Raw genomic sequence first — 24,669 nt, forward strand, 5'->3', positions numbered from 1 at the left:
CCTCGCGTTACACGGGGGCGGGAGTCAGCTTCAGCGACTCGAAACGGTCTTACTTGACCGTGACGGAGGCGCCGGCGGCCTTGAGGGACTCGGCAGCCTTCTCGGCGGCCTCCTTCGCGACCTTCTCGAGGACCGGCTTCGGGGTGCCGTCGACGAGGTCCTTGGCCTCCTTGAGGCCCAGGGAGGTGAGCTCGCGCACGACCTTGATGACCTGGATCTTCTTGTCGCCGGCACCCTCGAGGATGACGTCGAACTCGTCCTGCTCGGCCTCGGCCTCGGCGGCCGGGCCACCGGCGGCGGGGCCGGCAACGGCGACGGCCGCGGCGGCGGTGACGTCGAACTTCTCCTCGAAGGCCTTCACGAACTCGGAGAGCTCGATGAGGGTCATCTCCTCGAACTGGGCGAGGAGGTCGTCCTGAGAGAGCTTCGCCATGATGGGCGATCCTTCCACTAATTCGGCAAGTGCCGGATGTATAGAGAGGCGGGCGTTACGGCCCGCTACGACCTGCGCCTAGGCGGCGCAGATCATGACGCGAGCCGAATTACTCGGCACCGCCCTCGGCGAGCTTGACGCGAAGCGCCTCCGCGGTGCGGACGAACTTCGACGGCAGCGCCTGGAAGAGCGAGGCAGCCTGAGACTGCTTGCCCTTGAACGCGCCGGCCAGCTTGCTGAGCAGAACCTCGCGGGACTCGAGGTCCGCGAGCTTCTTGATCTCATCGGCGGAGAGCGCCTTACCATCAAGGACACCGCCCTTGATGATGAGGTTCGGGTTGTCCTTGGCGAAGTCACGCAGGCTCTTCGCCGACTCCACCGGGTCACCGGTGATGAAGGCGACCGCGGTCGGACCAGCGAAGTGCTCGTCCAGCGCGGTGATCCCGGCCTGGTTGGCCGCAATCTTGGTCAGCGTGTTCTTCACCACGGCGTACTGGGCGTTCTCACCGAGCGAACGACGCAGCGTCTTGAGCTGCGCGACGGTGAGACCCCGGTACTCGGTCAGCACGGCGGCGTTCGAGCTGCGGAACTGGTCCTCAAGCTCGGCTACCGCGGCAGCCTTGTCGGGCCTTGCCATAGAGCGTCGGCCTCCTTCCGGGTGATGAGGACCGCTCAGAAGGGACTGACAAAACAAAACGCCCCGGCGCAGGCGCTCGGGGCTCAGCTCAACCGCATCACAAGGATCCGGGAACTCATCCACAATCACCTGCGCGGGTCGTTCGCGTCTCAGCGAATCCTTCGGCCACCGCACCTTGACGGCACAGTGACGACCAGCGGTCTTTGGCTTCCTCGGAAGAGTACGCGACCGACGCGCCCGGGGGCAAATCAGGCCTGACCGCCCCCGGCCAGGAACTTCTTCAGCAGTTCCACGAAGTCGACGGTGTCCTCGGCGGGCGGCGCCCGGAAGCCGGCCTCGGCGCCGTAGTCCGCGTACTTCGTGGTGAGCGACGTGACGGACTCGCCGGCCTCCGTACGGACGACGCTCTTCACCGGATACCCGTCCGGGCCGATCCAGACCTCCATGCCCCGGCCGTCGGGGAGCTTCCCCCGGTACACCTCCGCCTCGGCGTCGCCGCCCTTCGCGGGTCCGAGGTGCTCGACGCCCGACGACCCGGCGAGCAGGCCGAGCTCCTTGGGCAGGTCCATGTTCACGGCGGCCAGGCCGCCGGTCAGCTGGAGCATCAGCTCGTCCCCCGCGGCGACGCCCTCGGCCTGCGCCTTCAGCCAGCGCTTGCCGCCCGTCTGCGCGGTCAGGTCCGCGCCCAGGTCCACGTAGGTGGCGCCGCCGGTCGTGACCATGCGCGTCTCGACGGGTGCGCCGGGGATGTCGGCCAGGTACGAGGAGTCGGAGACCTTCAGTTCGGCGGCCTGCGGGCCCCACGCCTGGACGCCGGTGAACGTGCTGCTGCCGGGCGCCGTGCCGCCCGCCACCTCGAGCCGCATCTCGACCCTGGCGCTCTTCGCCCCCGAAGCCTTGGCGTAGGCGGCCCGGACGGCCTCCGCGGCCTGCTCCGGACTCTGCGTCCCCGGCTTCGCCGTGGCGGAGGCGCCGGAGGACTTCGTCCCCGTGCCGGCGTCCTGGCATCCCGCGACCCCCGTCACGAGGGCCGCGGCCGCCAGGGCCACCACGGCGCGCTTCCACGCGGACCTGCTCATGTCGTCCCCACTCTTGATCGACGATCTCCGTCCCCCGGACCGTAACAAGAAACCGGCCCCGCACCTCGGAAGAGGTGCGGGGCCGGTTGACCACTCAGCGAGCCTGTGGGGCTCAGACCGCGGCCGGGTCCTCCTCGACGAGGAGGTTGCGGGTGCGGTTGGAGTCCAGCGGGATGCCGGGGCCCATCGTCGTCGTGATGGTCGCCTTCTTGATGTAGCGACCCTTGGCGGCGGACGGCTTCAGACGGAGGATCTCCTCGAGCGCCGCGGCGTAGTTCTCGACCAGCTTCGTGTCATCGAAAGAGACCTTGCCGATGATGAAGTGCAGGTTCGAGTGCTTGTCGACGCGGAACTCGATCTTGCCGCCCTTGATGTCGTTGACAGCCTTGGCGACATCGGGGGTGACGGTGCCGACCTTGGGGTTCGGCATGAGACCACGCGGGCCGAGGACGCGGCCGAGGCGGCCGACCTTGCCCATGAGGTCCGGGGTGGCCACAACGGCGTCGAACTCGTTCAGGCGGTTGCCCTTGGAGATCTCGTCGATGAGCTCGTCGGAGCCGACGATGTCGGCGCCAGCGGCGATCGCGGCCTCGGCACGGTCACCGGTCGCGAAGACCAGGACCCGGGCGGTCTTGCCGGTGCCGTGCGGGAGGTTCACGGTGCCGCGGACCATCTGGTCGGCCTTGCGCGGGTCGACGCCCAGGCGGAAGGCGACCTCGACGGTGCCGTCGAACTTCGTGCTGGAGGTGTCCTTGGCGAGACGGACGGCCTCGAGAGGAGCGTAGAGCTTCTCGCTGTCGATCTTGGCGTCCGCTGCGCGGAGGGTCTTGCTGCGCTTCACTGCTTCTCCTGTTGGTTCAGGTGTGGAGTCGTGGTGCGGGCCGGCGCTGGCCCTACCACTAGGTCACGAGGGGGGTGATCAGCCCTCGACCGTGATGCCCATGGAACGGGCGGTGCCAGCGATGATCTTGGACGCGGCGTCCAGGTCGTTGGCGTTCAGGTCGGGGAGCTTGACCGTGGCGATCTCGCGGACCTGGGCAGCCGTGAGCTTGGCGACCTTGGTCTTGTGCGGCTCGCCGGAGCCCTTGTCCACACCAGCGGCCTTGAGGATCAGCTTGGCGGCCGGCGGAGTCTTGGTGATGAAGGTGAAGGAACGGTCTTCGTAGACCGTGATCTCCACCGGCACGACCATGCCACGCTGCGACTCGGTCGCGGCGTTGTAGGCCTTGCAGAACTCCATGATGTTGACGCCGTGCTGACCCAGCGCGGGGCCGACCGGCGGGGCCGGGTTGGCCGCACCGGCGTTGATCTGGAGCTTGATAAGCCCCGTGACCTTCTTCTTCTTGGGAGGCATTGCTCTCTCCGGGTCCTAGTGAGAGTGTTCAGCCCGCCATCCGGTCATCCGGATGCAGGCATACCGCACCACGATAACGGGTATAGCGCTGCGGCCAAAAACCGACCAGGTCAGAGCGGCTGCGAGAGCCACTCTGACCTGGTCGGAAAACTATGGGATCAGTTCTTCTGGATCTGGTCGAAGCTGAGCTCGACCGGGGTCTCGCGACCGAAGATCTCGACGAGGCCCTTGACCTTCTTCGAGTCGGGGTTGATCTCGTTGATCGTCGCCTGGAGGGTGGCGAAGGGGCCGTCGGTGACGGTGACCGAGTCGCCGACCTCGAAGTCCAGGACCTGGACCTCCAGCTTGCGGGCCGGAGCCGGCTTGCCCTCGGCCTCGGCGGCCTCGCGGGCGGCCTTCTCCTCGGCCTCCGGGGCGAGCATCTTGACGATCTCGTCCAGGGTCAGCGGGTACGGGTCGTAGGCGTTGCCCACGAAGCCGGTGACGCCGGGGGTGTTGCGGACGACGCCCCAGGACTCGTTCGTCAGGTCCATGCGGACGAGAACGTAGCCGGGAAGCTTGTTCTGCTTGACGTTCTTCCGCTCGCCGCCCTTGATCTGGACGATCTCTTCCTCGGGGACCTCGGCCTGGTAGATGAAGTCCTCGACGTTGAGCGAGACGGCACGCTGCTCGAGGTTCGCCTTGACGCGCTTCTCGTAGCCCGCGTAGGTGTGGATGACGTACCACTCGCCGGGCAGGGTGCGCAGCTCCTCACGGAGCGCGGCGACCGGGTCGACCGGGGCGGCCGGCTCGGCCTCCTCCTCGGTCTCTTCCTCGGCGTCCTCGACCTCGTCCTCGACGGACTCGTCCTCGTCGCCCTCGGCGACGTCCTCGTCCTCGTCGGTCTCCGGCTCGCCCTGGTCCTCGTCCTCGACCTCGAGAGCGGCTTCCTCGGCGGCCTCGCCGGCAGCGTCGTCAGCAGCGTCGGCCTGGTCCTCGTCGGCGGCCTCGACGATGTCCAGCTCGTCCTCGACGGACTCGGACTCGAAGGCGTCGTTCAGGTTCGCGTCAGACACGGTGGCTGCTTCTTCCTGCGATACAGATGGGGTGGAACAAAAAGTCAGCCGAAGACGTACTTGACTGCTTCCTGGAAGCCATAGTCAATCACGGTGACAAGGCCGATCATGATGACGACGAAGACAATCACCACGGTGGTGTACGTCGAAAGCTGGCTGCGCGTGGGCCAGACGACCTTGCGGAGCTCGGCGACGATCTGTCGGTAGAAGAGCGCGAGACGGCCCAGGGGGCCCTTCTTTCCGCGCTTGCCGCCCTTGCGGGACTTCTTCTTCGAGTCGGAGGCCTCGTCATCGGCATCAGGCATGTCGATGGAGCCTACGGCGTCCGTCACGATCTCTCACCTGATTCCGGGTCGGCCGTGCCGCGCCCGGGTGGAGCCGCACGGCGGTGCAATGAAGTACGTACATGCGCACAACACCTGGCGGTGTGTGTAGCAGGGCCGGAGGGACTTGAACCCCCAACCGCCGGTTTTGGAGACCGGTGCTCTACCAATTGAGCTACGACCCTTTGTTGGTGTCCCTCAACGTACCGCATCGTGAGATGTGGTCGGTGCGGGCCAACGAGGAGTGAGCATACGTGGTCAGAGGGCCCCGCGTCGAACAGAAACCACGACGGACCCGCCCCCGGACGCGCGTACGACCGGGAATGACCGTTCCTGTCCGGTCCGTGAAACCTGTGTGCCGGGCCTTGAAGCGGTCTGGGACGATGGGCCGCATGAGCGCTGCTACCCCTCCCACCGAGCGTCGGGTCTCCGCCCGCATCGGTGCGATCTCCGAGTCCGCCACCCTCGCCGTCGACGCCAAGGCCAAGGCCCTCAAGGCCGCCGGGCGCCCGGTGATCGGTTTCGGCGCGGGTGAGCCCGACTTCCCGACCCCGGACTACATCGTCGAAGCGGCCATCGAGGCCTGCAAGAACCCGAAGTTCCACCGCTACACGCCGGCCGGCGGCCTGCCGGAGCTGAAGAACGCGATCGCCGCCAAGACGCTGCGCGACTCCGGTTACGAGGTCGACGCCTCCCAGGTCCTGGTGACCAACGGCGGCAAGCAGGCGATCTACGAGGCGTTCGCCGCCATCCTCGACCCGGGCGACGAGGTCATCGTCCCGGCGCCGTACTGGACGACGTACCCCGAGTCGATCCGCCTCGCGGGCGGTGTCCCGGTGGAGGTCGTGGCCGACGAGACCACCGGCTACCGGGTCTCGGTGGAGCAGCTCGAGGCGGCCCGGACGGAGCGGACCAAGGTCGTCCTCTTCGTCTCCCCGTCCAACCCGACCGGTGCGGTGTACCCCGAGGCCGACGTCGAGGCGATCGGCCGCTGGGCCGTCGAGCACGGCCTGTGGGTCCTCACCGACGAGATCTACGAGCACCTCGTCTACGGCGACGCGAAGTTCACCTCGCTGCCCACCCTCGTCCCCGAGCTGCGCGACAAGTGCATCGTGGTCAACGGTGTGGCCAAGACCTACGCGATGACGGGCTGGCGCGTCGGGTGGATCGTGGGCCCGAAGGACGTCGTGAAGGCCGCGACGAACCTGCAGTCGCACGCCACGTCCAACGTGAGCAACGTCGCGCAGATCGCCGCCCTGGCCGCCGTCTCGGGCAACCTGGACGCCGTCGCGGAGATGCGCACCGCCTTCGACCGTCGCCGTCAGACGATCGTCCGGATGCTCAACGAGATCGAGGGCGTGTACTGCCCGACGCCGGAGGGCGCGTTCTACGTGTACCCCTCGGTGAAGGGGCTGCTCGGCAAGGAGATCCGCGGCAAGCGCCCGCAGGACTCGGTCGAGCTGGCCGCCCTGATCCTGGACGAGGCCGAGGTCGCGGTCGTCCCCGGCGAGGCCTTCGGCACGCCGGGCTACCTGCGGCTGTCGTACGCGCTGGGTGACGAGGACCTGGTGGAGGGCGTGTCCCGGATCCAGAAGCTGCTCGCCGAGGCGAAGGCCTGATCGGGACCACCCCAGCGACATCGCGAGCTGGTGACGGGCCCCCGGTTCTCCGGAACCGGGGGCCCGTTCTTGCGTTCTAGCAAGGTCCCGATCGGGGAAAGGGGCTGCGTTCGTCCATTCGGGTGCGGCAGGATCGGGCGATGGAGCACGTTCGCGATCTCACCCTGTTGCCCAAGGCCCATCTGCACCTGCACTTCACCGGTTCGATGCGGCCCACGACGCTCATCGAGCTGGCCGACAAGTACGGCGTGCACCTCCCCGAGGCGTTGAGCAGCGGTACGCCTCCGAAGCTGCGGGCGACCGACGAGCGCGGCTGGTTCCGCTTCCAGCGGCTGTACGACATCGCCCGCTCCTGCCTGCGCTCCCCCGAGGACATCCAGCGGCTCGTCCGCGAGGCGGCCCAGGAGGACGTCCGGGACGGCTCCGGCTGGCTGGAGATCCAGGTCGACCCCACCTCGTACGCCCCGCACCTCGGCGGGCTCATCCCGGCCCTGGAGATCATCCTCGACGCGGTCGACGCGGCCTCGCGGGAGACCGGTCTCGGCATGCGGGTCCTCGTCGCCGCGAACCGGATGAAGCACCCCCTGGAGGCGCGGACGCTCGCCCGGCTCGCGGTGCGGTTCGCGGACCGGGGTGTGGTCGGCTTCGGGCTCTCCAACGACGAGCGGCGGGGTCTGGCGCGGGACTTCGACCGGGCCTTCGCCATCGCGCGCGAGGGCGGTCTCCTCGCGGCCCCGCACGGCGGCGAGCTGACGGGTCCCGCGTCGGTACGGGACTGCCTGGACGATCTGCGGGCCTCGCGGGTCGGCCACGGGGTGCGGTCGGCGGAGGACCCGCGGCTGCTGCGGAAGCTCGCGGAGCGCGGGGTGACCTGCGAGGTCTGCCCGTCTTCCAATGTGGCGCTCGGGGTGTACGAGAAGCACGAGGACGTACCGCTGCGCACCCTCTTCGACGCGGGGGTGCCGATGGCTCTGGGCGCGGACGACCCGCTGCTCTTCGGCTCACGGCTCGCGGCGCAGTACGAGATCGCCCGCCGGCACCACGGGTTCACGGACGGGGAGCTGGCGGAGCTGGCCCGGCAGTCGGTGCGGGGCTCGGCGGCGCCGGAGGACGTACAGGCGAAGCTGCTCGCGGGGATCGACGACTGGATCGCGGGCTGATCCCGCCCAGCGGTCCCTCCGGCCGGCTCCGCTCAGCGGTTCGTCCGGCCGACCCGGCTCAGTCGGTCCTCCGGCAGATCCCCGCCGTCAGGGTGCGCGCGATGCCGCGCGCGAAGTCGTCGAGGGAGTCCGGCGGTCGGCGGTCCGGGCTCATCTCCCAGACGAAGGCGCGCTGGACGCACGCCCCCAGGAGCAGGGCGGCGGCGGCCGCCGGATCGGCGTCGGCGGCGATGCGGCCGTGCCGCTGCTCGGCCCGCAGATAGGCGGTGAGGCCCTCGACGGGCTTGTGGGGGCCCTTGCCGTAGGCCCGCATGGCCTCCTCGTGGCGCTGCTTGAGCTGCGGTTCCGCGTAGAGGGAGGCGACGACCGGGAAGGTCTGCTCGTAGAAGAGGGCGGCCTGCCTGGCGATCTCCGTGAGGTTCTGCTCGACGGTACGGCCGCCGGGGTCGGCGGCGAGTGTGTCGAGGAGCCCGCCGAGCCGGGGAAGCCGCTCGTCGAGGACCGCGAGGAAGAGCTCCTCCTTGCTGGAGAAGTACTTGTAGAGCGCGGCTTCCGAGCAGCCGGCGGCCTTGGCGATCTCCTTGGTCGTGGTGCGGGCGAGGCCCACGGTCCGCATGAGGTCGCGGGCGGCGTCCACGATCCGCACCCGGGTCGGCTTCTGTTCCATGCATCCTCCAGCCACGCTTGACGCGTGAGTGAGTATCCACCCACCCTGGGGGTGAGTGAACACTTACCCACCCCTGGAGGGTGCGACATGAAGCTCACAGTCTTCGGCGCGACCGGCGGCATCGGCCGGGAGATCGTCGGCCAGGCACTGGCCTCGGGCCACGAGGTGACGGCGGTCGTACGGGACCCGGCGCGGCTCACGGCGACCGGCGGACGGCTGACGGTCCTCCGCGCCGACCTCTCCGACCCGGAGAGCCTGCGCGGGGCGCTCACCGGCCGGGACGCGGTGCTCTCGGGCCTCGGCGCCCGGAGCCGCGCGGACGCGGGCGTGGCCGCCCGGCTGACCCGCTCGGTGCTCACGGCCATGGAGGCGGAGAAGGTGCGCCGGCTCCTGGTGGTCAGCGCGGCCCCCGTCGGCCCGGTACCGGACGGCCAGGGCCTCGCGGACAAGGCCGTCCTCGCGATCGTCAACGCGGTCCTGAAGGACGTCTACGCCGATCTGCGGGCCATGGAGTCGGACCTCGCCGCGAGCACCGCGGACTGGACGTCCGTACGCCCGCCCAAGCTGACGGACAAGCAGGGCACCGGCCGCTACCGGACGGTCGTCGGCGGCACCCCGCCGCGGGGCCGGTCCCTCGCCCGCGCGGACGTGGCGCACGCGATGCTGGCGATGATCGACGACCCGGCCACGGTCAGGCAGGGCGTGGGCGTCGCGTACTAGCCGGGCCACGCGGGCCGGTCACGATCCGGAGAAGCGGCCTACAGCTCGACGCCCACCGTGACGGGTTCGTTGACGAGGGTGATCCCGAAGGCCTCGTGGACCCCGGCGACGACCTCGCGGGCCAGCGCCAGCAGGTCCTCGGTGGTCGCCTCGCCCCGGTTGGTCAGGGCGAGCGTGTGCTTGGTGGAGATCCGCGCGGGCCCGGAGCCGTACCCCTTGGTGAACCCGGCCCGGTCGATCAGCCAGGCGGCGGAGGTCTTCACCGCGCCGTCCTCGCCCGCGGGGAAGGCCGGCGGGGTGACGTCCGCGCCGAGCCGCCCGGCCACGCGCGCGAGGAAGGTCTCGTACTCCCCGGCCGTGAGGATCGGGTTGGTGAAGAAGGAGCCCGCCGACCAGGTGTCGTGGTCCTCCGGGTCCAGGACCATGCCCTTGCCGGCGCGCAGCCGCAGCACGGTCTCGCGGGCCTCGGCGAGCGGCACCCGGTCCCCCGCCCCGACGCCGAGGGCGCGGGCGGTCTCGGCGTACTTGATCGGCGCGGACATCCCGTCCGCGTCCTCCAGCTCGAAGCGGACCCGCAGCACCACATACCGCTCGGGGTGCTCCTTGAAGAGGCTGTGGCGGTACGAGAAGGCGCACTCGGCGTTGGTGAGGGTGACGGTCTCCTCCGTGCGCCGGTCGTAGGCGACGACCTCGGTCACGGTGGCGGAGACGTCCTGCCCGTAGGCACCGACGTTCTGGATCGGGGTCGCACCGGCCGAGCCGGGGATGCCGGCCAGGCACTCGATCCCGGCGAGTCCGGCCTCGACGGTCCGGGCGACGGCGTCGGTCCAGACCTCGCCGGCGGCGAGCTCCAGCTTCGTCCCGTCGAGGGCGAAGCCCTCGGTCGCGATCCGCAGCGCCGTGCCGTCGAAGCCCTTGTCCCCGATGACGAGGTTGGAGCCGCCGCCGACGACCAGCAGCGGCGTCCCCGTGGCGTCGGCCTCGCGGACGGCCGCGACCACTTCGTCGTCGGTGGTGGCGGTGACCAGCCGGGTGGCGGGACCGCCGAGCCGGAAGGTGGTCAGGGGCGCGAGGGGGGCGTCGAGGAGAGGCTGCACGGGCTCAAGGGTACGGGCCCGTCGCCGCGGCGACGGGCCCGTGACGCCCGTGAGGCGGGCTCGTGGCGCCGGACTCGGGGAGCCCGGATCGTGAGGCAGAGCTCGGAGTGCCCGGCTCGTGAGACAGGGCTCGTGGTGCCCGGCTCGTGGGATCAGGCGAGGCGGACGACGGCCCGGGACATGCCCAGCACCTTCTGCCCCGCGCACATCGCGGTCAGGTCGACCCGCACCCGCTGGTCGTCCAGCTTGGCGGCGACCTTGGCGCTGACCTCGATCAGCGCGCCCTCGTCGTCGTTGGGGACGACGACGGGCTTGGTGAAGCGGACGCCGTACTCGACGACCGCGGCGGGGTCGCCGGCCCAGTCGGTGACGACGCGGACGGCCTCGGCCATGGTGAACATGCCGTGGGCGATGACGTCGGGGAGGCCGACCTCCACCGCGAACTTCTCGTTCCAGTGGATGGGGTTGAAGTCCCCCGAGGCGCCGGCGTACCGGACGAGTGTGGCGCGCGTCACGGGGAAGGACTGCGCGGGCAGCTCGGTGCCGACCTCGACCTCGTCGTAGGCGATCTTGGCGGTCATGGTCAGGCCCCCTCGGGTGCGCGGGAGACGAGCTTCGTCCAGGCGGTGACGACGTGCTCGCCGGAGGCGTCGTGGACCTCGCCGCGGATGTCCAGGATGTCGTTGCCCGCCATCGACTTGATCGCCTCGATGGTGGAGGTGACCGAGAGACGGTCCCCGGCGCGTACGGGCCGGGTGTAGGCGAACTTCTGGTCGCCGTGGACGACCCGGCTGTAGTCGAGACCCAGCTGCGGATCCTCGATGACGGCGCCGGCCGCCTTGAATGTGATGGCGAACACAAACGTGGGCGGGGCGATCACATCGGAATGCCCGAGACCCTTGGCCGCCTCGATGTCGGTGTACGCGGGATTGGCGTCCCCGATCGCCTCGGCGAACTCGCGGATCTTCTCGCGGCCGACCTCGTAGGGCGGGGTGGGCGGATAGGTCCGGCCCACGAAGGACTGGTCGAGCGCCATGGACTCGATACCTCCTGGATTTGTTGCCGACAAACGACACGAGGCCGCCCCCGAGTGGGGACGGCCTCGTGTACGAGCCTGATTAGCGCGTCTCGCGGTGCGCAGTGTGCGAGTTGCAGCGGGGGCAGTGCTTCTTCATCTCAAGACGGTCCGGGTTGTTACGCCGGTTCTTCTTGGTGATGTAGTTCCGCTCCTTGCACTCCACGCAGGCCAGCGTGATCTTCGGGCGGACGTCGGTGGCAGCCACGTGAGTGCTCCTTGGACGGATGGGACGGATGAACGCATGAAAGAGTAGCCGATCGAAGGACCGACCCCACAATCGGCTACTGTGTGTAGCGGTGACCGGACTTGAACCGGTGACACAGCGATTATGAGCCGCTTGCTCTACCGACTGAGCTACACCGCTTTGATGATCCGGATCCCGCCCGAGGACGGGTCCTTCTCACCAGAGCCCCAATACGGAATCGAACCGTAGACCTTCTCCTTACCATGGAGACGCTCTACCGACTGAGCTATTGGGGCGAGCGAGGAAGACATTACACGGTCTCCCGCCCATCACCCAAATCCGTTTCCCGGCGCCCGTCCGACGGCCCTCACCAGGCGTCCCGTACGCCACTCGTGGCCTCATCGGTACGACTATTGCGCTCCTCCTCGAAGGTCGGTCCGAGCGCCCCTAGGCTCGGCCCCACGCTTCGTGATCTTGATCTGAGGAGCCTTGAAGGAGCCCCCGATGTCAGCCGAAAGCAAGCAGCCCCAGCCGCCCGAGGACGGGGCCGCCACGGCCGACTCGACCTCGCTCCTGCTCTCCCACGCCCGGCTCACCGACGGACGGAACGTCGACGTACGGCTCGCCGGCGGCCGGATCGAGGCGGTCGGGACGGCCGGCAGCCTCGCCGCCGTGGGCGCGCGCGTGGACCTGGCCGGCTATCTGCTGCTGCCCGCCGCCGCCGAACCCCACGCGCACGCCGACACCGCGCTCTCCGCCGACTCCCCCGGGCCGGTCTCCTACGCCCCCGAGGACGTCCAGCGCCGCGCCACCGAGGCGGCGCTCCTCCAGCTCGGCCACGGCGCCACCGCGCAGCGCGCGCACGTGCGGATCGGCGACGTGCACGCGCTCGGCCCGCTCGAAGCCGTCCTCCAGGCCCGGCGCTCCCTGCGCGGCCTGGTGGACCTGACCGCGGTCGCGGTGCCCCGGCTGCTCACCGGGGTGGCGGGCGCCGACGGTCTCGCGATGCTCAGGGACGCGGTGAAGATGGGCGCCGGGGTGGTCGGCGGCTGCCCGGACCTCGACCCCGATCCGGCCGGATACGTGGAGGCGGTCCTGGAGGTCGCGGCCGAGCACGGCGTCCCGGTCGACCTGCACACCGACGGCGACGACCCGGCCAGGCTCGCCCGGCTCGCCGCCATGGCCGGCGGGCTGCGGCCCGGTGTGACGATCGGCCCGTGCGCCGGGCTCGGCCGGCTCCCCGCCGACGCGGCACGGCGGACGGCGGACGGACTCGCCGCGGCCGGGGTGACCGTGGTCTGTCTGCCGCAGGGCGGCTGCGGAAGCACGGAACGGCGGGGCGCGGCCCCGGTACGGCTGCTGCGGGCGGCCGGGGTGCGGGTCGCGGCGGGCAGCGGGGCGATGCGGGACGTGGCCAACCCGGTGGGCCGCGGGGACCCGCTGGAGGCGGCGTACCTGCTGGCCTCGCTCGGCGGGTTGTCGCCGGAGGAGGCGTACGCGGCGGTGAGCGCCGAGGCGCGGTCCGCGACGGGCCTGCCGGAGGTACGGGTGGAGGCCGGCTTCCCGGCCGAGCTGCTCGCGGTGCGCGGCGAGCGCCTCTCGGGCGTGCTGTCCCTCGCGTACAGCCGGATCGTGGTGCACCGGGGGCGGGTGGTGGCCAGGACCAGCGCGGTGCGGGAGTACTGCGACTCGGCGGCGGCGCTCGATCTGCCGCGCCAGGCCCGCCCGGAGCGGCCCCCCGAGCCGGGAAGCCCTCCGGCCGGTCCCGTCGTACGGTCGTGAGTATGCGCATCGTCATCGCTGGAGGACACGGACAGATCGCCCTGCGCCTGGAGAGGCTGCTCTCGGCGCACGGGCACGAGGTCGCGGGAATCATCCGCAGACCGGAACAGGCCGGAGACCTGCGGGACGCGGGGGCCGAGCCGGTGATCCTGGACCTGGAGTCGGCGTCGGTCGAGATGGTCGCCGCCGTCCTCCAGGGCGCCGACGCGGCCGTCTTCGCCGCGGGCGCGGGGCCGGGCAGCGGCGTGGACCGCAAGGACACGGTGGACCGCGCGGCGGCGATCCTCTTCGCGGACGCGGCCGAACGGGCGGGCGTGCGGCGCTACATCGTCGTCTCGTCGATGGGCGCGGACGCGACGCACACGGGCGACGGGATCTTCGACGCGTACCTCCGCGCCAAGGGGGCGGCGGACGACGCGGTCCGCTCCCGCACGACCCTGGACTGGACGATCCTGCGCCCCGGCCAGCTGACGGACGACGCGGGCACCGGCCTGGTCCGCCTGGAGGCCCGCACGGGCCGTGGCCCGGTCCCCCGCGACGACGTGGCCGCGACCCTCGCCGAACTCCTGGACACCCCGGCGACGGCCGGCCTGACCCTGGAGCTCACCACGGGCCCGACCCCGCTGTCGGTCGCGGTGAAGGACGTGGCCGGCAACTGACCGACGGAACGGCGGCCGAGGCCCACGGGGGCGGGGCAGAGGCTCCTGGGAGGCCCAGGCGGCCCCGTCGGCCGCCGCAGGAACCCGCGAGACACGGAAGGTCCCCGGCGCACCGCGCCGGGGACCTTCCGCCGTCGTTTCCCTCCGCCCACCCCTCTGCGGCACAATCTGCCCACGCGTCACGCGAGTTGCTCGCGGCACGCGTGCGGGATTCACGACAGTCCGGGGGGTACGACGTGATCAATGGGCCTATTCCGATCCCACCCCAGCTCAATCTGCCACCCGGGCGCCGGCGCCTCCTCAAGCGTCTGCGTCGCGCCTGGCGGTCACGCAAGGCACTGAAGGGCGTGACCCAGTGGATCCTGGACTGGGGCGTGCCCATCGCCGCCGTCCTGGCGCTGGTGTACGTCCTGGCGGCGCGGGCGACCAGTCCCAGCCACGTCTATCGCTCGTTCACCCTGATCGACCCGCCGAAGCACGGCCTTCTGTGGACGTCGTCGCTGATCGGCTGGCTCGTCGTCCCGGCCATCATCGGTGGATTCGCCGGCCATGTGATCGCCGAGCGCATCAGCCGGGTGAAGTCCATCTCGACCAACACGCTCTTCCAGCAGCGGAAGTTGAGCCAGCGTCTCCGGCCGCCGGGCCTCATCGACGACCTGAGCTCGTACTTCCACGGCTCGTACGCGCGGCAGGAGTTCGTGGACGGCTGGGTTCGCGTCGCGCACCGCAACGACTGGGCCAAGGCCCAGGACCACTGGGAGGTCTACATCAGGGACATGATGTCGACGCAGCAGTACGCTCATCTCGACCGGCACGAGTGCCTCAGGCAGGCTCAGAACACGGGCAAGCTGGCCCTTGGCTACACGGCCCACACCGGGCTCTGCATCGTGTGCGAAAGAAGGCGGTGAGCCGTGCGTTCCGAAGACGCGGTCGAAATCGTGCGCGCCTCGCTCGCCCTGGCCTTTCCGACGGCCACCGCGGAGGGTCTGACCCGGGCGGCGGAGACCGTCATCCGCTGGGGCGCCGAGGACGTCGCGGACCACATGAACGGCCCGCTGACCAGTCAGATGCTGGTGGACCTGCTCGAAGTCGCCGGTGTCCCCGAGGAGGAGTTCCGCCCCGCGGAGCCGGAGACCTATCTCCCCGCCGAGCCGGCCGGCTACCGGACCTGGACCCGCACGGAGGGCATGACACCGCTGCCCATCCTGCCGAGACCGCCCGACGAGCCCCTGCCGTCGCACAACCCGGATAACCCCGACAACCCCGACAACCCGAACCGCCGGCGGTGAGCGTTGCCGCAGGTCGCAGCCGGTGTGTACTCGGACCGCAGTCAAAGGAGATACCGCCCGCCATGGCCGTGACCGTCTCCCCGGCCGCGGCGCGGCGGGCCGGAATTCCCGTCCACGGCCCGTCCGGACACGCTGGTGGACAGGGTGATTCAGCGGAACAGGGCGAGACAGTCGGCCCCGGTCACACCTTTACACGCAAACGGCCCCTGATCGCGTTTCCGCAGATCAGGGGCCGTTCATATCGCGTGGCGACGCCAGGATTCGAACCTGGGTAGGCTAAGCCGACGGATTTACAGTCCGCTCCCATTGGCCACTCGGGCACATCGCCATGAGATTGCTGCCGTGGAGCCGCTTTGCTGCGGTGTTCCGTGGCAACGACGTAAACAATACCTGATCCCGGGGGGTGCTACGCCACCGGATTGATCAGCCGTTCGGGCCGTGGTGCACCCCCTAGGCTTTGGGGGTACCCCAGCATCCGAGCAAGGAGCCACGAGTCATGGCCGACTCCAGTTTCGACATCGTGTCCAAGGTCGAGCGGCAGGAGGTCGACAACGCCCTCAACCAGGCCGTGAAGGAGATCTCGCAGCGTTACGACTTCAAGGGAACCAACGCCTCGATCGCGTGGTCGGGCGAGAAGATCCTCATGCAGGCGAACGGCGAGGAGCGCGTCCTGGCGATCCTCGACATCTTCCAGACCAAGCTGATCAAGCGCGGCATCTCGCTGAAGACGCTGGACGTCGAGGGTGACCCGCAGCTGTCCGGCAAGGAGTACAAGCTCTTCGCCTCGGTCACCGAGGGCATCTCCCAGGAGAACGCCAAGAAGGTCGCGAAGACCATCCGGGACGAGGGCCCCAAGGGCGTCAAGGCGCAGGTCCAGGGTGACGAGCTGCGGGTCAGCTCGAAGAGCCGGGACGACCTGCAGGCCGTGCAGGCGCTGCTCAAGGGCAAGGACTTCGACTTCGCGATCCAGTTCGTGAACTACCGCTGAGCTCTCGGCAGGTCCTGAGGCTCGTGTCCGAATTCCGCCAGCCCGAGGCTCGGCGGGCCCCGCACACTGGACGTGGAAGACCCGTGCGGGAGAGGAACCAGCCATGACCGTGTACGCGTACGCCGACGGCCCCCTGGGCGAGATGCTGCTGGTCGGGCAGCTCGCCGAAGGGGGCCGTGCCGTGCTGCGCTCGCTGTCCCTGCCGGGGCAGAAGGGCGCCGTCGAGGTCGAGGACGGGTGGACCCGGGCGCCCGAGGCGTTCGGCGAGGTCGTCGAGCAGCTCGGGGAGTACTTCGACGGGCGGCGGGACCGGTTCGAGCTGCCGCTCGCCACCGACGCCGGGACCGACTTCCAGCGGCGCGTCTGGCGGGCCCTGGAGGAGATCCCGTACGGCACGACCGTCTCGTACGGGGAGATCGCCCGGCGGGTCGGCTCCTCCGGCGCCGGGGTGCGGGCCGTGGGGACCGCCATCGGACGCAATCCGCTGCTCGTGGTCCGGCCCTGTCACCGGGTGGTCGGGGCCGACGGGTCCCTGCGCGGGTACGCCGCCGGGCTGGAGCGCAAGGAGCGGCTCCTCGGCCTGGAGGGAGCCCCGGTGTGACCGAGGGGCTCTTTCCCCGCGAGCGGGCCATGGTCGCGCCCGGCGCCGTGCACGTGCCCGGGTGGCTGCCGCCCGGGCGGCAGCGGGAGCTGGTGGACGCCTGCCGGGAGTGGGGGCGCGGGCCGGTTCCCTACCGGCAGACCGTGCTGCCCGGCGGCGGTGTCATGTCGGTCCGGTCGCTGTGCCTGGGCCGGCAGTGGGTGCCGTACCGCTATCTCGACTCCGTCGGTGTTCCCCTGCCCGAGTGGCTGGTCGCCCTCGGGCGGGAGGCGCTCGTCGAGGCGTACGGGGACGAGGCGTACGGCGGCGGTGACGGCGGCGCCTTCGCGCCCGACACCGCGCTCGTGAACTTCTACGCGCCGGGGGCGCGGATGGGGATGCACCAGGACCGCGAGGAGCGTTCGGGCGCGCCGGTGGTGTCGCTGAGCCTCGGGGACCGGTGTGTCTTCCGGTTCGGCAACGAGGAGGGCCGGGGGCGGCCGTACCGGGACGTCGAGCTGGCCTCCGGGGACCTCTTCGTGTTCGGCGGGCCGTCGAGGTGGGTGCACCACGGCGTGCCCAAGGTCTGGCCGGGGACGGCCGATCCGGCGCTCGGGCTCACCGGCCGGCTCAACATCACCCTCCGCGAGACCGGGCTCCGGGACTCCCCCTAGGCTGCGGCGCATGAGTGCTGAGCTGCGGCGGTCCCTCGGTCTTCTCGACGCTGTCGTGATCGGGCTCGGCGCCATGGTCGGCGCCGGGATCTTCGTCGCGCTCGGGCCGGCCGCGGGGGCGGCCGGGTCCGGGGGCGGGCTGCTCGTGGCGCTCGGGGTCGCCGCCGTGGTGGCGTACTGCAACGCGATGGCCTCGGCCCGGCTCGCGGCCCGGTACCCCCGTTCCGGCGGCACCTATGTGTACGGTCGCGAATGCCTGGGGTCGTTCTGGGGGTATCTGGCCGGCTGGGCGTTCGTGGTCGGCAAGACGGCCTCGTGCGCGGCCATGGCGCTGACCGTCGGGGCGTATGTGTGGCCGGAGCAGGCGCACGCCGTCGCGGTGGCCGCCGTGGTGGCCCTGACGGCCGTCAATTACAGGGGAGTTCAGAAGTCCGCGCTGCTCGTGCGGGTGATCGTGGGGCTCGTTCTCGCGGTGCTCGCCGCGGTCGTCGTGGTGACCCTGGAGGCCGGCGGGGCGGCACCGCTCGCGCCCGGCGGGGAGCTCACCGCCGGCGGCGTCCTCCAGGCGTCGGGTTTGCTCTTCTTCGCATTCGCGGGGTACGCGCGGATCGCGACGCTCGGCGAGGAGGTCCGAGATCCGGCCCGGACGATCCCCCGGGCCGTGCCGGTGGCGCTCGGGATCACGCTCGTGGTCTATGTGCTCGTCGCGGTGGGCGTGCTCGGTGTCCTCGGTGCCGACGCCCTCGCCGACTCCTCCGCCCCGCTGACGGACGCGGTCCGCGCGGCGGGCGCCGACGGGCTGGTGCCGGTGGTCGCGGTGGGCGCGGCCGTGGCGGCGCTCGGCTCGCTGCTCTCGCTGATCCTCGGGGTGTCCCGTACGACCCTGGCGATGGCCCGGGACGCCTATCTGCCGACCGCGCTCGCCGTGGTGCACCCCCGGTTCCAGGTGCCGCACCGGGCCGAGCTCGCGGTGGGCGCGGTGGTGGCCGTGGTGGCCGCGACCGTGGACGTGCGGGGTGCGATCGGCTTCTCGTCCTTCGGGGTGCTCGTCTACTACGGGATCGCGAACGCCGCCGTCTGGACCCTGGGCCCCGCCCACCGGCCGCTCGCGGCGGTGGGCCTCGCCGGGTGCGCGGCGCTGGCGTTCGCGCTGCCGCTCGGGTCCGTCCTCGCGGGGTCGGGGGTCGTCGCGGCCGGCGTGGTGGCGTGGGCGGTCAGTCGAGGACGAGCCGTACCCCCGCGTCCCTGAGTCCGTCGACGAACTCCTGGAACGTCGCGGGGCGGCGATCGCTCCACGGCTGGACTCCCAGGCATCTCCGGGCCACGTCCGCGTGCCGCCAGACGAGGGTGGTGCCCGCCAGCAGCTCGCCCACCGCCCGGGGCGCCCCGACGGCGAGGCCGCGGCCGGGGCCGAGGACGGCCTCTCCCAGGGCGCACAGGAAGGAGTCCTCGTCGACGACGTCGCCGCCGTCGAGGTGGTACGTGGCGTCCGGGGTGATCTCCGGGGCACCGTACGACCGGCGGGCGGCCTGGTTCAGCCACTCGCCGCGCGCCGCTCCGGTGAACCGCCGCCAGGTGCCGGGTTCGGCGGGCCGGTCGCGGTGCCACAGGTCCCAGACCTCGCGGGACTGGTGCGGGATCAGACCGGCCAGGGGGAAGGACACCGTCAGGTCGAGCAGTCCGTGGTGATGGGCGGAGGTGTCCCAGCCGGTGACGTGGCCCGCCTCGGCCTCGTGGTGGGTGTTCCCCACGTGATCGAGGACCTGGTAGCGGACGGCGGCGAACTCCTCCTCGCCGGCCGCCAGGGCGTCGCGGAGCTCCCCGCGCGGGGAGCAGCCGACGAAGGTGACCTCGGTGCGGGTCGGCTCCGGCGGTTCCGGGGGCGGGACGGGGACCAGGTTCCCGCAGGGGTGGGCGGCGGCGCCCGTGTACGACCGGCGGGGGCCCGAGGACTCGACGGTGACGACGTCGCCGCGGGCGCCGAGCACGCGGGCCTCCTCGAAGAGCCACGTGTGGCCGTCGGGCGTCCGGACGTGGAGCGTGCCGAGGGGGGCCGAGCCCTCGACGACGGCCTGGGTGACGGCGCGGGCCAGCTCGCCGCGCGGTTCGCAGCCGCGCAGCTCGTGGACCGAGCGGGGCGGCGGGACGGGGTTCCCGTACAGGCCGTCGACGTCCTTGCAGAGCGCGACCGCGTACGTGCCGGAGACCAGGGCGTACTTCGGGTGGTGCACCGGGCCCTCAGCGGCCCTGGTAGGTGTACCCGGCGTACGCCTGGTCCGTGGGGACGATCTCCTTGCCGAGGGGCAGCAGCGAGATCGGGATCATCTTGAAGTTCGCGATGCCCAGCGGGATGCCGATGATCGTGATGCAGAGGGCGATGCCGGTGGTGATGTGGCCGAGGGCGAGCCACCAGCCGGCGAGGATCAGCCACAGGACGTTGCCCACGCAGGAGGGCGCGCCCGCGTCCGCCCGGTCCACGACCGTGTGCCCGAAGGGCCACAGCGCGTAGATGCCGATACGGAAGGCGGCGAGACCGAAGGGGATGCCGATGATCGTGATGCAGAGCAGGACGCCCGCGAGCATGTAGCCCAGGAACATCCAGAATCCGCAGAGCACCAGCCATATGACGTTGAGGATCGTTTTCACGGGCGTCGACCTGCCATCTGTTCGAGCCGGGCGATCCGCTCGGCCATCGGCGGGTGGGTGGAGAACATCTTGGAGAGGCCCTTTCCCGGCCGGAACGGGTTCGCGATCATCATGTGGCTCGCGGTCTCGATCCTCGGCTCGGGGGGCAGCGGAAGCTGCTTGGTGCCCGCCTCCAGCTTCCGCAGGGCGCTGGCCAGGGCGAGCGGGTCGCCGGTGAGCTGGGCTCCGGAGGCGTCCGCCTCGTACTCGCGGGAGCGGGAGATGGCCAGCTGGATGACGGAGGCGGCGATCGGGCCGAGGATGAGCACCAGGAGGTAGCCGAGGATGCCCGGGCCGTCGTCGTCGCTGGAGCGGCCGACCGGGATCAGCCAGGCGAAGTTCACCAGGAACATGATCACGGAGGCGAGCGCTCCGGCCACCGACGAGATCAGGATGTCCCGGTTGTAGACATGGCTCAACTCGTGGCCGATGACTCCGCGCAGCTCCCTCTCGTCGAGGATCGCGAGGATGCCCTCGGTGCAGCAGACGGCGGCGTTGCGCGGGTTGCGGCCGGTCGCGAAGGCGTTCGGCGCCTGGGTCGGCGAGATGTAGAGCCGGGGCATGGGCTGACGCGCCTGGGTGGAGAGCTCCCGCACCATCCTGTAGAGCGCGGGCGCCTCGAACTCGCTGACCGGACGGGCGCGCATGGCCCGCAGTGCCAGCTTGTCGCTGTTCCAGTACGCGTACGCGTTGGTGCCGATCGCCACGAACAGCGCGACGATCAGCCCCGTACGACCGAAGAAGCTGCCGATGAGAATGATGAGGGCGGAGAGCCCTCCGAGGAGTACGGCGGTCCTCAGCCCGTTGTGCCGGCGGTGCACGGTACGCCCTCCAAGTGGTGCGGCAGGGGAACCCTTTACGTCGTGGTCGTCCTCCCCCGGACTTCTTCCGGGAGGGACCTCCAGGTCCAGTGGACCCTTCCGTACTGGTCAACGCCAGGCGGGAGGTTCGGGTTCCCCCGGCCGTACCGGGGGCCGCCGCGGGCGGGTGTGGGCCGTTCGGGTGATCAGCGGGGCGTCGGGACGCCGAACTTCTCCAGGGTGACGGCCACGGGCTCGACCTCGCTGGTGCAGTGGGCGCAGCGGGAGGCGATGGCCGGGATCTCGGTGAAGCAGCGGGGGCAGTCGCGCTTCTCGGTCTTGGGGTCGGCGGCCTCCTCCTTGGCGAACTTCGCCTGGACCTTCGCCAGCGGGGCGACGATCAGGAAGTAGAGCACCGCGGCGGTGATGACGAAGGCGATGGTCGCGGAGATCGCGAGGCCGTAGGGGAAGACGGTCTTGCCGACGTGGAACTGCGCGTCGTTGAAGTTGCCGACGGAGCCGGTGGCGAGTCCGATGAGGGGGGTGATGAAGGCCTTGCTGAAGCCGGTGACGACAGCGGTGAACGCCGTTCCGACGGCCAGACCGATGGCCATCGAGATGACGTTCCCGCGCAGTATGAAGTCCTTGAATCCGTTCAGCACGGGGTGTTGCTCCTCGGTGTCGCTCGTGGGGGGGTCAGAACAGGCTGTTCGCCGCGAAGCGAAGGGCGAACTGCGGGTAACCCGACAGCACGACTCCGGCGGCGGCGGTCAGCGCGATCGCCAGAGTGATCGACACGGGGGCCGTGTGGGGGACGGGGGCCCCGGCCGGTGCCTCCTCCACCGCGCCTTCCGGCGCGCGGAACAGCAGTGCCGTCCAGCGGAGGTAGTAGTACAGCGCGATCACGACGTTCACGGCCATGACCACGGCCAGCCAGCCGAGGCCCGCGTCGACGGCCGCCGAGAAGACGGTCACCTTGGCGAAGAGGCCGATGATACCCGGGGGCAGACCGGCCAAATTCAGGAGGAAGAACCCGAACGCCAGAGCCGTGGCGGGGCTCGTCGCGTACAGGCCGCGATAGTCCGCGACCCGGTTCCCGGGGTGTCTGCGGGCGACCAGCGCGACGACCGCGAAGGCGCCGAGGTTCACCACCGCGTACATCAGGGCGTACGCGACGGTCGCGCCGATCTGGTCGTCGCTGGAGTACGCGGCGGCCGCGATCGGCACCAGCAGATAGCCCGCCTGGGCGACCGAGGACCAGGCGAGCAGCCGGACCGCGCTCCACGCGCGCGTGGAGACCTGGCGGAGGGCGGCCACGTTGCCGGCGGTCATGGTCAGGGCGGCGAGCACCGCGAGCGCCGGACCCCACACGTCCGCGTACGAGGGGAAGGCGACGACCGTCACCAGGATCAGCCCGGTGAAGCCGACGGCCTTGCCGACCACCGAGAGGTAGGCGGCGACCGGCAGCGGGGCGCCGACGTACGTGTCGGGCACCCAGAAGTGGAAGGGAACGGCCGCGGTCTTGAAGGCGAAGCCGACGAGGGTGAGGGCCACGCCCGCCTCGGCGAGCGTCTGGAGCTGCCCCGGCACGTCGTCGAGGCGCTGGGCGAGCTCCGTGAGGTGGAGGGTGCCGGTCGCCGCGTACACGAAGCTGACGCCGAGCAGGGTGACGGCGGTCGCGGTCACCGAGGAGAGGAAGAACTTGAGCGCCGCCTCGCCCGACCTGCGGTCGCCGCGCTTGAGGCCGACGAGCGCGAAGGCCGGCAGCGAGGCCACTTCGAGGGCGACGACGAGGGTCGCGAGGTCACGGGAGGCCGGCAGCAGGGCGGCGCCCGCCGCCGAGGCGAGCAGCAGGAACCAGAACTCGCCGGCCGGGAGCCTCTCCCGGGTCTCCGTCAGCGACAGCAGCGCCGTGAGGAGCGCGCCGCCGAGGACGAGCAGCTGGATGACGAGGGTGAAGTGGTCGGCCGTGTAGCTGCACGCCCCCACCCCGGTGTCCGCGGTGAGGCAGAAGGTGGAGCGGTCACCGGCCCGCAGCGGTACGAGGAGGGCGAGGGCCGCGACGAGGCCGCCGATCGCGGTCAGGCCGAGGAACCGCTTGTGCTCCTCGGGGACGAAGAGGTCGGCGACGAGCACGACGAGGGCGACCACGGCCGTCAGGGTCGGGGGCGCGATCGTGAGCCAGTCGACGGACTGGACGAGCGAGTCGCCGGCGAGCGCCGTCACTGGGGTCATCGGGTGCCTCCGGCGAGGAGCTTCTGGACGGCCGGGTCGGTGAGGCCGAGGAGAACCGCGGGCCAGAGTCCGGCCAGGACGGTGAGGGCGACGAGCGGGGTCCAGGCGGCGAACTCGTAGCCCTGGACGTCGGCGATCGGTGTCTCCCCGGCGGGCCGTGGGCCGCCCATGCAGACGCGGCGGACGACGAGGAGGAGGTACGCGGCGGTGAGGAGGGTGCCGAAGGCGCCGATCGCCATGAAGGTGAGGAACGCGGGCCGGCTGAGGCCCTCGGCGGGCTCGAAGGCGCCGAACAGGGCGAGCATCTCGCCCCAGAAGCCGGCCAGCCCCGGCAGTCCGAGGGAGGCGACGGCGGCGAAGGCCAGCAGGGCGCCGAGGCGGGGGGCACGGCCGTAGAGGGCGGCGCCGGTGGCGCCCGCGAGGGTGTCGAGGTCGGCGGTGCCGTACCGGTCCTTGACCGCGCCGACCAGGAAGAAGAGCAGGCCGGTGACGAGGCCGTGGGCGACGTTGGCGAAGAGGGCGCCGTTGACCCCGGTGGGCGTCATGGTGGCGATGCCCAGGAGGACGAAGCCCATGTGGCCGACGGAGGAGTACGCGATGAGGCGCTTGAGGTCGCCCTTGCTGCCGGGCCTCACGAGGGCGAGGCAGGCGAGCGATCCGTAGATGATCCCGGCGACGGCGAAGGCCGCGAGGTACGGGGCGAAGGTCCGCATCCCGTCGGGGGCGACCGGCAGCAGGATGCGGACGAAGCCGTACGTGCCCATCTTCAGGAGGACACCGGCGAGGAGGACCGAGCCGACCGTCGGGGCGGCGGTGTGGGCGTCCGGCAGCCAGCTGTGCAGCGGCCACATCGGGGTCTTCACGGCGAGCCCGAGACCGATCGCGAGAACGGCGATGACCTGCACGGACGTGGTCAGTCCACGGCCGTTGTCGGCGGCCAGCGCCACCATGTCGAACGTGCCCGCCTTCACTCCGACGAGGAGCAGGCCGAGCAGCATGACGACGGAGCCGAGCAGCGTGTAGAGGATGAACTTCCAGGCCGCGGCCTGCCTCCCCTCGCCGCCCCAGCGGGCGATGAGGAAGTACATCGGGATGAGGACCGTCTCGAAGGCCAGGAAGAACAGGATCAGGTCGAGGACGGCGAAGGTGGCGAGGGTGCCGGACTCCAGGACGAGGAGCAGTGCGACGAAGGCCTTGGGGGACGGGCCCGCCGGCATCTTGAAGTAGCTGTACAGCGCGCAGAGGAAGCTCAGGAGCGCGGTCAGGACCAGGAGGGGCAGGGAGATGCCGTCGACACCGAGGTGGATCCGCACGTCGAGTGCCCGGATCCAGCTGACGTCCGTCGTGGCCTGCATCCTCGACGGCCGGTCGTGGTCGAAGCCGAGCGCGAGGACGATCGCGGCCAGCAGGATCACACCGGTGACGACGACACCGTGGCGGAGCACGGCCTGGTCCGGGGACTTCCCCTTCAGCCCCGGCGGAGCCGGCAGGAGGGCGGCGGCCGCGCCGAGGAGCGGTCCGGCGACGATCGCCACCAGAAGGAACTGCATCACGGATTCGCTGATATCGAT

Annotated in this window: 29 protein-coding genes and 4 tRNA genes; 11 read left to right on the forward strand and 22 right to left on the reverse strand. The window is 70.9% G+C overall.

Annotation, left to right across the window (positions count from 1 at the left end; genetic code table 11):
- Window positions 1-49 precede the first annotated feature (49 nt).
- From rplL to IE311_RS12290, 8 genes are all read right to left on the reverse strand, one after another.
- Window positions 50-433: a 50S ribosomal protein L7/L12 gene (gene rplL, locus IE311_RS12255; RefSeq protein WP_189831651.1), complete on the reverse strand. Its 384-nt coding sequence runs from the start codon at window positions 431-433 to the stop codon at window positions 50-52.
- Between the two features lie 109 nt (window positions 434-542).
- A complete protein-coding gene (rplJ, locus tag IE311_RS12260; RefSeq protein ID WP_189831652.1) occupies window positions 543-1,070 on the reverse strand; it encodes a 50S ribosomal protein L10 in 528 nt (175 codons plus the stop codon).
- A gap of 248 nt (window positions 1,071-1,318) precedes the next feature.
- Window positions 1,319-2,149 carry a hypothetical protein gene (locus IE311_RS12265; RefSeq protein ID WP_189831653.1) on the reverse strand — a complete coding sequence of 277 codons (831 nt, stop codon included), beginning with the start codon at window positions 2,147-2,149 and terminating at the stop codon, window positions 1,319-1,321.
- Window positions 2,150-2,261: 112 nt separating this feature from the next.
- Complete coding sequence (gene rplA, locus IE311_RS12270) at window positions 2,262-2,990, reverse strand: 50S ribosomal protein L1 (protein ID WP_189831654.1); 729 nt, start codon at window positions 2,988-2,990, stop codon at window positions 2,262-2,264.
- Between the two features lie 78 nt (window positions 2,991-3,068).
- On the reverse strand, window positions 3,069-3,503 hold the full coding sequence (gene rplK / locus IE311_RS12275; RefSeq protein WP_030318720.1) for a 50S ribosomal protein L11: 435 nt from the start codon (window positions 3,501-3,503) through the stop codon (window positions 3,069-3,071).
- A gap of 158 nt (window positions 3,504-3,661) precedes the next feature.
- On the reverse strand, window positions 3,662-4,558 hold the full coding sequence (gene nusG, locus IE311_RS12280) for a transcription termination/antitermination protein NusG (protein WP_189831655.1): 897 nt from the start codon (window positions 4,556-4,558) through the stop codon (window positions 3,662-3,664).
- 44 nt (window positions 4,559-4,602) lie between these two features.
- Entirely contained in the window at window positions 4,603-4,890 is a 288-nt protein-coding gene (secE, locus tag IE311_RS12285) for a preprotein translocase subunit SecE (RefSeq protein ID WP_189831656.1), read from the reverse strand.
- Between the two features lie 103 nt (window positions 4,891-4,993).
- A tRNA-Trp gene (locus tag IE311_RS12290) sits at window positions 4,994-5,066 on the reverse strand.
- A 207-nt stretch (window positions 5,067-5,273) separates the two neighbouring features.
- Between IE311_RS12290 and IE311_RS12295 the strand changes: the two genes are divergently transcribed.
- Complete coding sequence (locus IE311_RS12295) at window positions 5,274-6,500, forward strand: pyridoxal phosphate-dependent aminotransferase (RefSeq protein WP_189831657.1); 1,227 nt, start codon at window positions 5,274-5,276, stop codon at window positions 6,498-6,500.
- Window positions 6,501-6,640: 140 nt separating this feature from the next.
- A complete protein-coding gene (locus IE311_RS12300; RefSeq protein ID WP_189831658.1) occupies window positions 6,641-7,660 on the forward strand; it encodes an adenosine deaminase in 1,020 nt (339 codons plus the stop codon).
- Window positions 7,661-7,718: 58 nt separating this feature from the next.
- Here IE311_RS12300 and IE311_RS12305 read toward each other — a convergent pair whose 3' ends face one another.
- Window positions 7,719-8,327 (reverse strand): TetR/AcrR family transcriptional regulator, encoded by a 609-nt coding sequence (locus tag IE311_RS12305; RefSeq protein WP_189831659.1) that lies wholly within the window; start codon window positions 8,325-8,327, stop codon window positions 7,719-7,721.
- An 87-nt stretch (window positions 8,328-8,414) separates the two neighbouring features.
- On the opposite strand from IE311_RS12305, the gene IE311_RS12310 reads away from it, so the two are divergent.
- Entirely contained in the window at window positions 8,415-9,047 is a 633-nt protein-coding gene (locus IE311_RS12310) for an NAD(P)-dependent oxidoreductase (RefSeq protein WP_189831660.1), read from the forward strand.
- 38 nt (window positions 9,048-9,085) lie between these two features.
- Here the strand turns inward: IE311_RS12310 and IE311_RS12315 are convergent, their stop codons facing one another.
- From IE311_RS12315 to IE311_RS12340, 6 genes are all read right to left on the reverse strand, one after another.
- Entirely contained in the window at window positions 9,086-10,144 is a 1,059-nt protein-coding gene (locus IE311_RS12315; protein WP_189831661.1) for a UDP-N-acetylmuramate dehydrogenase, read from the reverse strand.
- Window positions 10,145-10,296: 152 nt separating this feature from the next.
- Window positions 10,297-10,725, reverse strand: a complete 429-nt coding sequence (locus IE311_RS12320) for a MaoC family dehydratase (RefSeq protein WP_189831662.1) — start codon at window positions 10,723-10,725, stop codon at window positions 10,297-10,299.
- Window positions 10,726-10,727: 2 nt separating this feature from the next.
- Window positions 10,728-11,180: a MaoC family dehydratase N-terminal domain-containing protein gene (locus IE311_RS12325; RefSeq protein ID WP_189831663.1), complete on the reverse strand. Its 453-nt coding sequence runs from the start codon at window positions 11,178-11,180 to the stop codon at window positions 10,728-10,730.
- Between the two features lie 82 nt (window positions 11,181-11,262).
- The gene (gene rpmG, locus IE311_RS12330) at window positions 11,263-11,427 is read right to left on the reverse strand and encodes a 50S ribosomal protein L33 (RefSeq protein WP_003956487.1); all 165 of its coding nucleotides are present in this window, start codon (window positions 11,425-11,427) and stop codon (window positions 11,263-11,265) included.
- A gap of 86 nt (window positions 11,428-11,513) precedes the next feature.
- Window positions 11,514-11,586: transfer RNA gene (locus IE311_RS12335), tRNA-Met, on the reverse strand.
- Between the two features lie 43 nt (window positions 11,587-11,629).
- A tRNA-Thr gene (locus IE311_RS12340) sits at window positions 11,630-11,702 on the reverse strand.
- A 208-nt stretch (window positions 11,703-11,910) separates the two neighbouring features.
- On the opposite strand from IE311_RS12340, the gene IE311_RS12345 reads away from it, so the two are divergent.
- From IE311_RS12345 to IE311_RS12360, 4 genes are all read left to right on the forward strand, one after another.
- The gene (locus IE311_RS12345) at window positions 11,911-13,188 is read left to right on the forward strand and encodes an amidohydrolase family protein (RefSeq protein ID WP_189831664.1); all 1,278 of its coding nucleotides are present in this window, start codon (window positions 11,911-11,913) and stop codon (window positions 13,186-13,188) included.
- Window positions 13,189-13,190: 2 nt separating this feature from the next.
- Window positions 13,191-13,847: an NAD(P)H-binding protein gene (locus IE311_RS12350; protein WP_189831665.1), complete on the forward strand. Its 657-nt coding sequence runs from the start codon at window positions 13,191-13,193 to the stop codon at window positions 13,845-13,847.
- 347 nt (window positions 13,848-14,194) lie between these two features.
- The gene (locus tag IE311_RS12355) at window positions 14,195-14,755 is read left to right on the forward strand and encodes a DUF6313 family protein (protein WP_229901870.1); all 561 of its coding nucleotides are present in this window, start codon (window positions 14,195-14,197) and stop codon (window positions 14,753-14,755) included.
- A gap of 3 nt (window positions 14,756-14,758) precedes the next feature.
- Window positions 14,759-15,136, forward strand: coding sequence for a hypothetical protein (locus IE311_RS12360; protein WP_189831666.1), 378 nt, complete (start codon window positions 14,759-14,761; stop codon window positions 15,134-15,136).
- A 246-nt stretch (window positions 15,137-15,382) separates the two neighbouring features.
- Here IE311_RS12360 and IE311_RS12365 read toward each other — a convergent pair.
- A tRNA-Tyr gene (locus IE311_RS12365) sits at window positions 15,383-15,464 on the reverse strand.
- Window positions 15,465-15,632: 168 nt separating this feature from the next.
- Here IE311_RS12365 and IE311_RS12370 point away from each other — a divergent pair.
- The 4 genes from IE311_RS12370 (at window position 15,633) to IE311_RS12385 (ending at window position 18,627) form a co-directional block, all read left to right on the forward strand.
- Window positions 15,633-16,124 (forward strand): YajQ family cyclic di-GMP-binding protein, encoded by a 492-nt coding sequence (locus IE311_RS12370; RefSeq protein WP_189831667.1) that lies wholly within the window; start codon window positions 15,633-15,635, stop codon window positions 16,122-16,124.
- A gap of 103 nt (window positions 16,125-16,227) precedes the next feature.
- Complete coding sequence (locus IE311_RS12375; RefSeq protein WP_189831668.1) at window positions 16,228-16,725, forward strand: methylated-DNA--[protein]-cysteine S-methyltransferase; 498 nt, start codon at window positions 16,228-16,230, stop codon at window positions 16,723-16,725.
- Window positions 16,722-17,378, forward strand: a complete 657-nt coding sequence (locus IE311_RS12380) for an alpha-ketoglutarate-dependent dioxygenase AlkB family protein (protein WP_189831669.1) — start codon at window positions 16,722-16,724, stop codon at window positions 17,376-17,378. Before IE311_RS12375 ends, IE311_RS12380 begins: the two co-directional genes overlap by 4 nt.
- Before the next feature lie 10 nt (window positions 17,379-17,388).
- The gene (locus tag IE311_RS12385) at window positions 17,389-18,627 is read left to right on the forward strand and encodes an APC family permease (protein WP_189831670.1); all 1,239 of its coding nucleotides are present in this window, start codon (window positions 17,389-17,391) and stop codon (window positions 18,625-18,627) included.
- On the opposite strand, the gene IE311_RS12390 is transcribed toward IE311_RS12385, so the two are convergent.
- The 6 genes from IE311_RS12390 to IE311_RS12415 form a co-directional block, all read right to left on the reverse strand.
- On the reverse strand, window positions 18,593-19,609 hold the full coding sequence (locus IE311_RS12390; RefSeq protein ID WP_189831671.1) for a barstar family protein: 1,017 nt from the start codon (window positions 19,607-19,609) through the stop codon (window positions 18,593-18,595). The genes IE311_RS12385 and IE311_RS12390 overlap by 35 nt on opposite strands.
- 7 nt (window positions 19,610-19,616) lie before the next feature.
- Window positions 19,617-20,024: a YccF domain-containing protein gene (locus IE311_RS12395; protein ID WP_189831672.1), complete on the reverse strand. Its 408-nt coding sequence runs from the start codon at window positions 20,022-20,024 to the stop codon at window positions 19,617-19,619.
- A complete protein-coding gene (htpX, locus tag IE311_RS12400; protein ID WP_189831673.1) occupies window positions 20,021-20,884 on the reverse strand; it encodes a zinc metalloprotease HtpX in 864 nt (287 codons plus the stop codon). Before htpX ends, IE311_RS12395 begins: the two co-directional genes overlap by 4 nt.
- Window positions 20,885-21,069: 185 nt before the next feature.
- Entirely contained in the window at window positions 21,070-21,525 is a 456-nt protein-coding gene (gene mscL / locus IE311_RS12405) for a large conductance mechanosensitive channel protein MscL (RefSeq protein WP_189831674.1), read from the reverse strand.
- 34 nt (window positions 21,526-21,559) lie between these two features.
- A complete protein-coding gene (locus IE311_RS12410; protein ID WP_189831675.1) occupies window positions 21,560-23,098 on the reverse strand; it encodes an NADH-quinone oxidoreductase subunit N in 1,539 nt (512 codons plus the stop codon).
- Window positions 23,095-24,648, reverse strand: a complete 1,554-nt coding sequence (locus tag IE311_RS12415) for a complex I subunit 4 family protein (RefSeq protein ID WP_189831794.1) — start codon at window positions 24,646-24,648, stop codon at window positions 23,095-23,097. The genes IE311_RS12410 and IE311_RS12415 overlap by 4 nt, the downstream gene beginning before the upstream one ends.
- Between the last annotated feature and the right edge of the window lie 21 nt (window positions 24,649-24,669).

It is taken from the genome of Streptomyces zaomyceticus (assembly GCF_014656215.1).
GTDB classification, from domain to species: domain Bacteria; phylum Actinomycetota; class Actinomycetes; order Streptomycetales; family Streptomycetaceae; genus Streptomyces; species Streptomyces zaomyceticus.

What these genes read in the sequence shown, in the direction of transcription:
- rplL (WP_189831651.1), bottom strand. Translation starts at nt 433, where the DNA reads ATGGCGAAGCTCTCTCAGGACGACCTCCTCGCCCAGTTCGAGGAGATG.
- rplJ (WP_189831652.1), bottom strand. Translation starts at nt 1,070, where the DNA reads ATGGCAAGGCCCGACAAGGCTGCCGCGGTAGCCGAGCTTGAGGACCAG.
- IE311_RS12265 (WP_189831653.1), bottom strand. Translation starts at nt 2,149, where the DNA reads ATGAGCAGGTCCGCGTGGAAGCGCGCCGTGGTGGCCCTGGCGGCCGCG.
- rplK (WP_030318720.1), bottom strand. Translation starts at nt 3,503, where the DNA reads ATGCCTCCCAAGAAGAAGAAGGTCACGGGGCTTATCAAGCTCCAGATC.
- IE311_RS12295 (WP_189831657.1), top strand. Translation starts at nt 5,274, where the DNA reads ATGAGCGCTGCTACCCCTCCCACCGAGCGTCGGGTCTCCGCCCGCATC.
- IE311_RS12300 (WP_189831658.1), top strand. Translation starts at nt 6,641, where the DNA reads ATGGAGCACGTTCGCGATCTCACCCTGTTGCCCAAGGCCCATCTGCAC.
- IE311_RS12305 (WP_189831659.1), bottom strand. Translation starts at nt 8,327, where the DNA reads ATGGAACAGAAGCCGACCCGGGTGCGGATCGTGGACGCCGCCCGCGAC.
- IE311_RS12310 (WP_189831660.1), top strand. Translation starts at nt 8,415, where the DNA reads ATGAAGCTCACAGTCTTCGGCGCGACCGGCGGCATCGGCCGGGAGATC.
- IE311_RS12320 (WP_189831662.1), bottom strand. Translation starts at nt 10,725, where the DNA reads ATGACCGCCAAGATCGCCTACGACGAGGTCGAGGTCGGCACCGAGCTG.
- IE311_RS12325 (WP_189831663.1), bottom strand. Translation starts at nt 11,180, where the DNA reads ATGGCGCTCGACCAGTCCTTCGTGGGCCGGACCTATCCGCCCACCCCG.
- IE311_RS12345 (WP_189831664.1), top strand. Translation starts at nt 11,911, where the DNA reads ATGTCAGCCGAAAGCAAGCAGCCCCAGCCGCCCGAGGACGGGGCCGCC.
- IE311_RS12350 (WP_189831665.1), top strand. Translation starts at nt 13,191, where the DNA reads ATGCGCATCGTCATCGCTGGAGGACACGGACAGATCGCCCTGCGCCTG.
- IE311_RS12370 (WP_189831667.1), top strand. Translation starts at nt 15,633, where the DNA reads ATGGCCGACTCCAGTTTCGACATCGTGTCCAAGGTCGAGCGGCAGGAG.
- IE311_RS12375 (WP_189831668.1), top strand. Translation starts at nt 16,228, where the DNA reads ATGACCGTGTACGCGTACGCCGACGGCCCCCTGGGCGAGATGCTGCTG.
- IE311_RS12385 (WP_189831670.1), top strand. Translation starts at nt 17,389, where the DNA reads ATGAGTGCTGAGCTGCGGCGGTCCCTCGGTCTTCTCGACGCTGTCGTG.
- IE311_RS12410 (WP_189831675.1), bottom strand. Translation starts at nt 23,098, where the DNA reads ATGACCCCAGTGACGGCGCTCGCCGGCGACTCGCTCGTCCAGTCCGTC.
- IE311_RS12415 (WP_189831794.1), bottom strand. Translation starts at nt 24,648, where the DNA reads ATGCAGTTCCTTCTGGTGGCGATCGTCGCCGGACCGCTCCTCGGCGCG.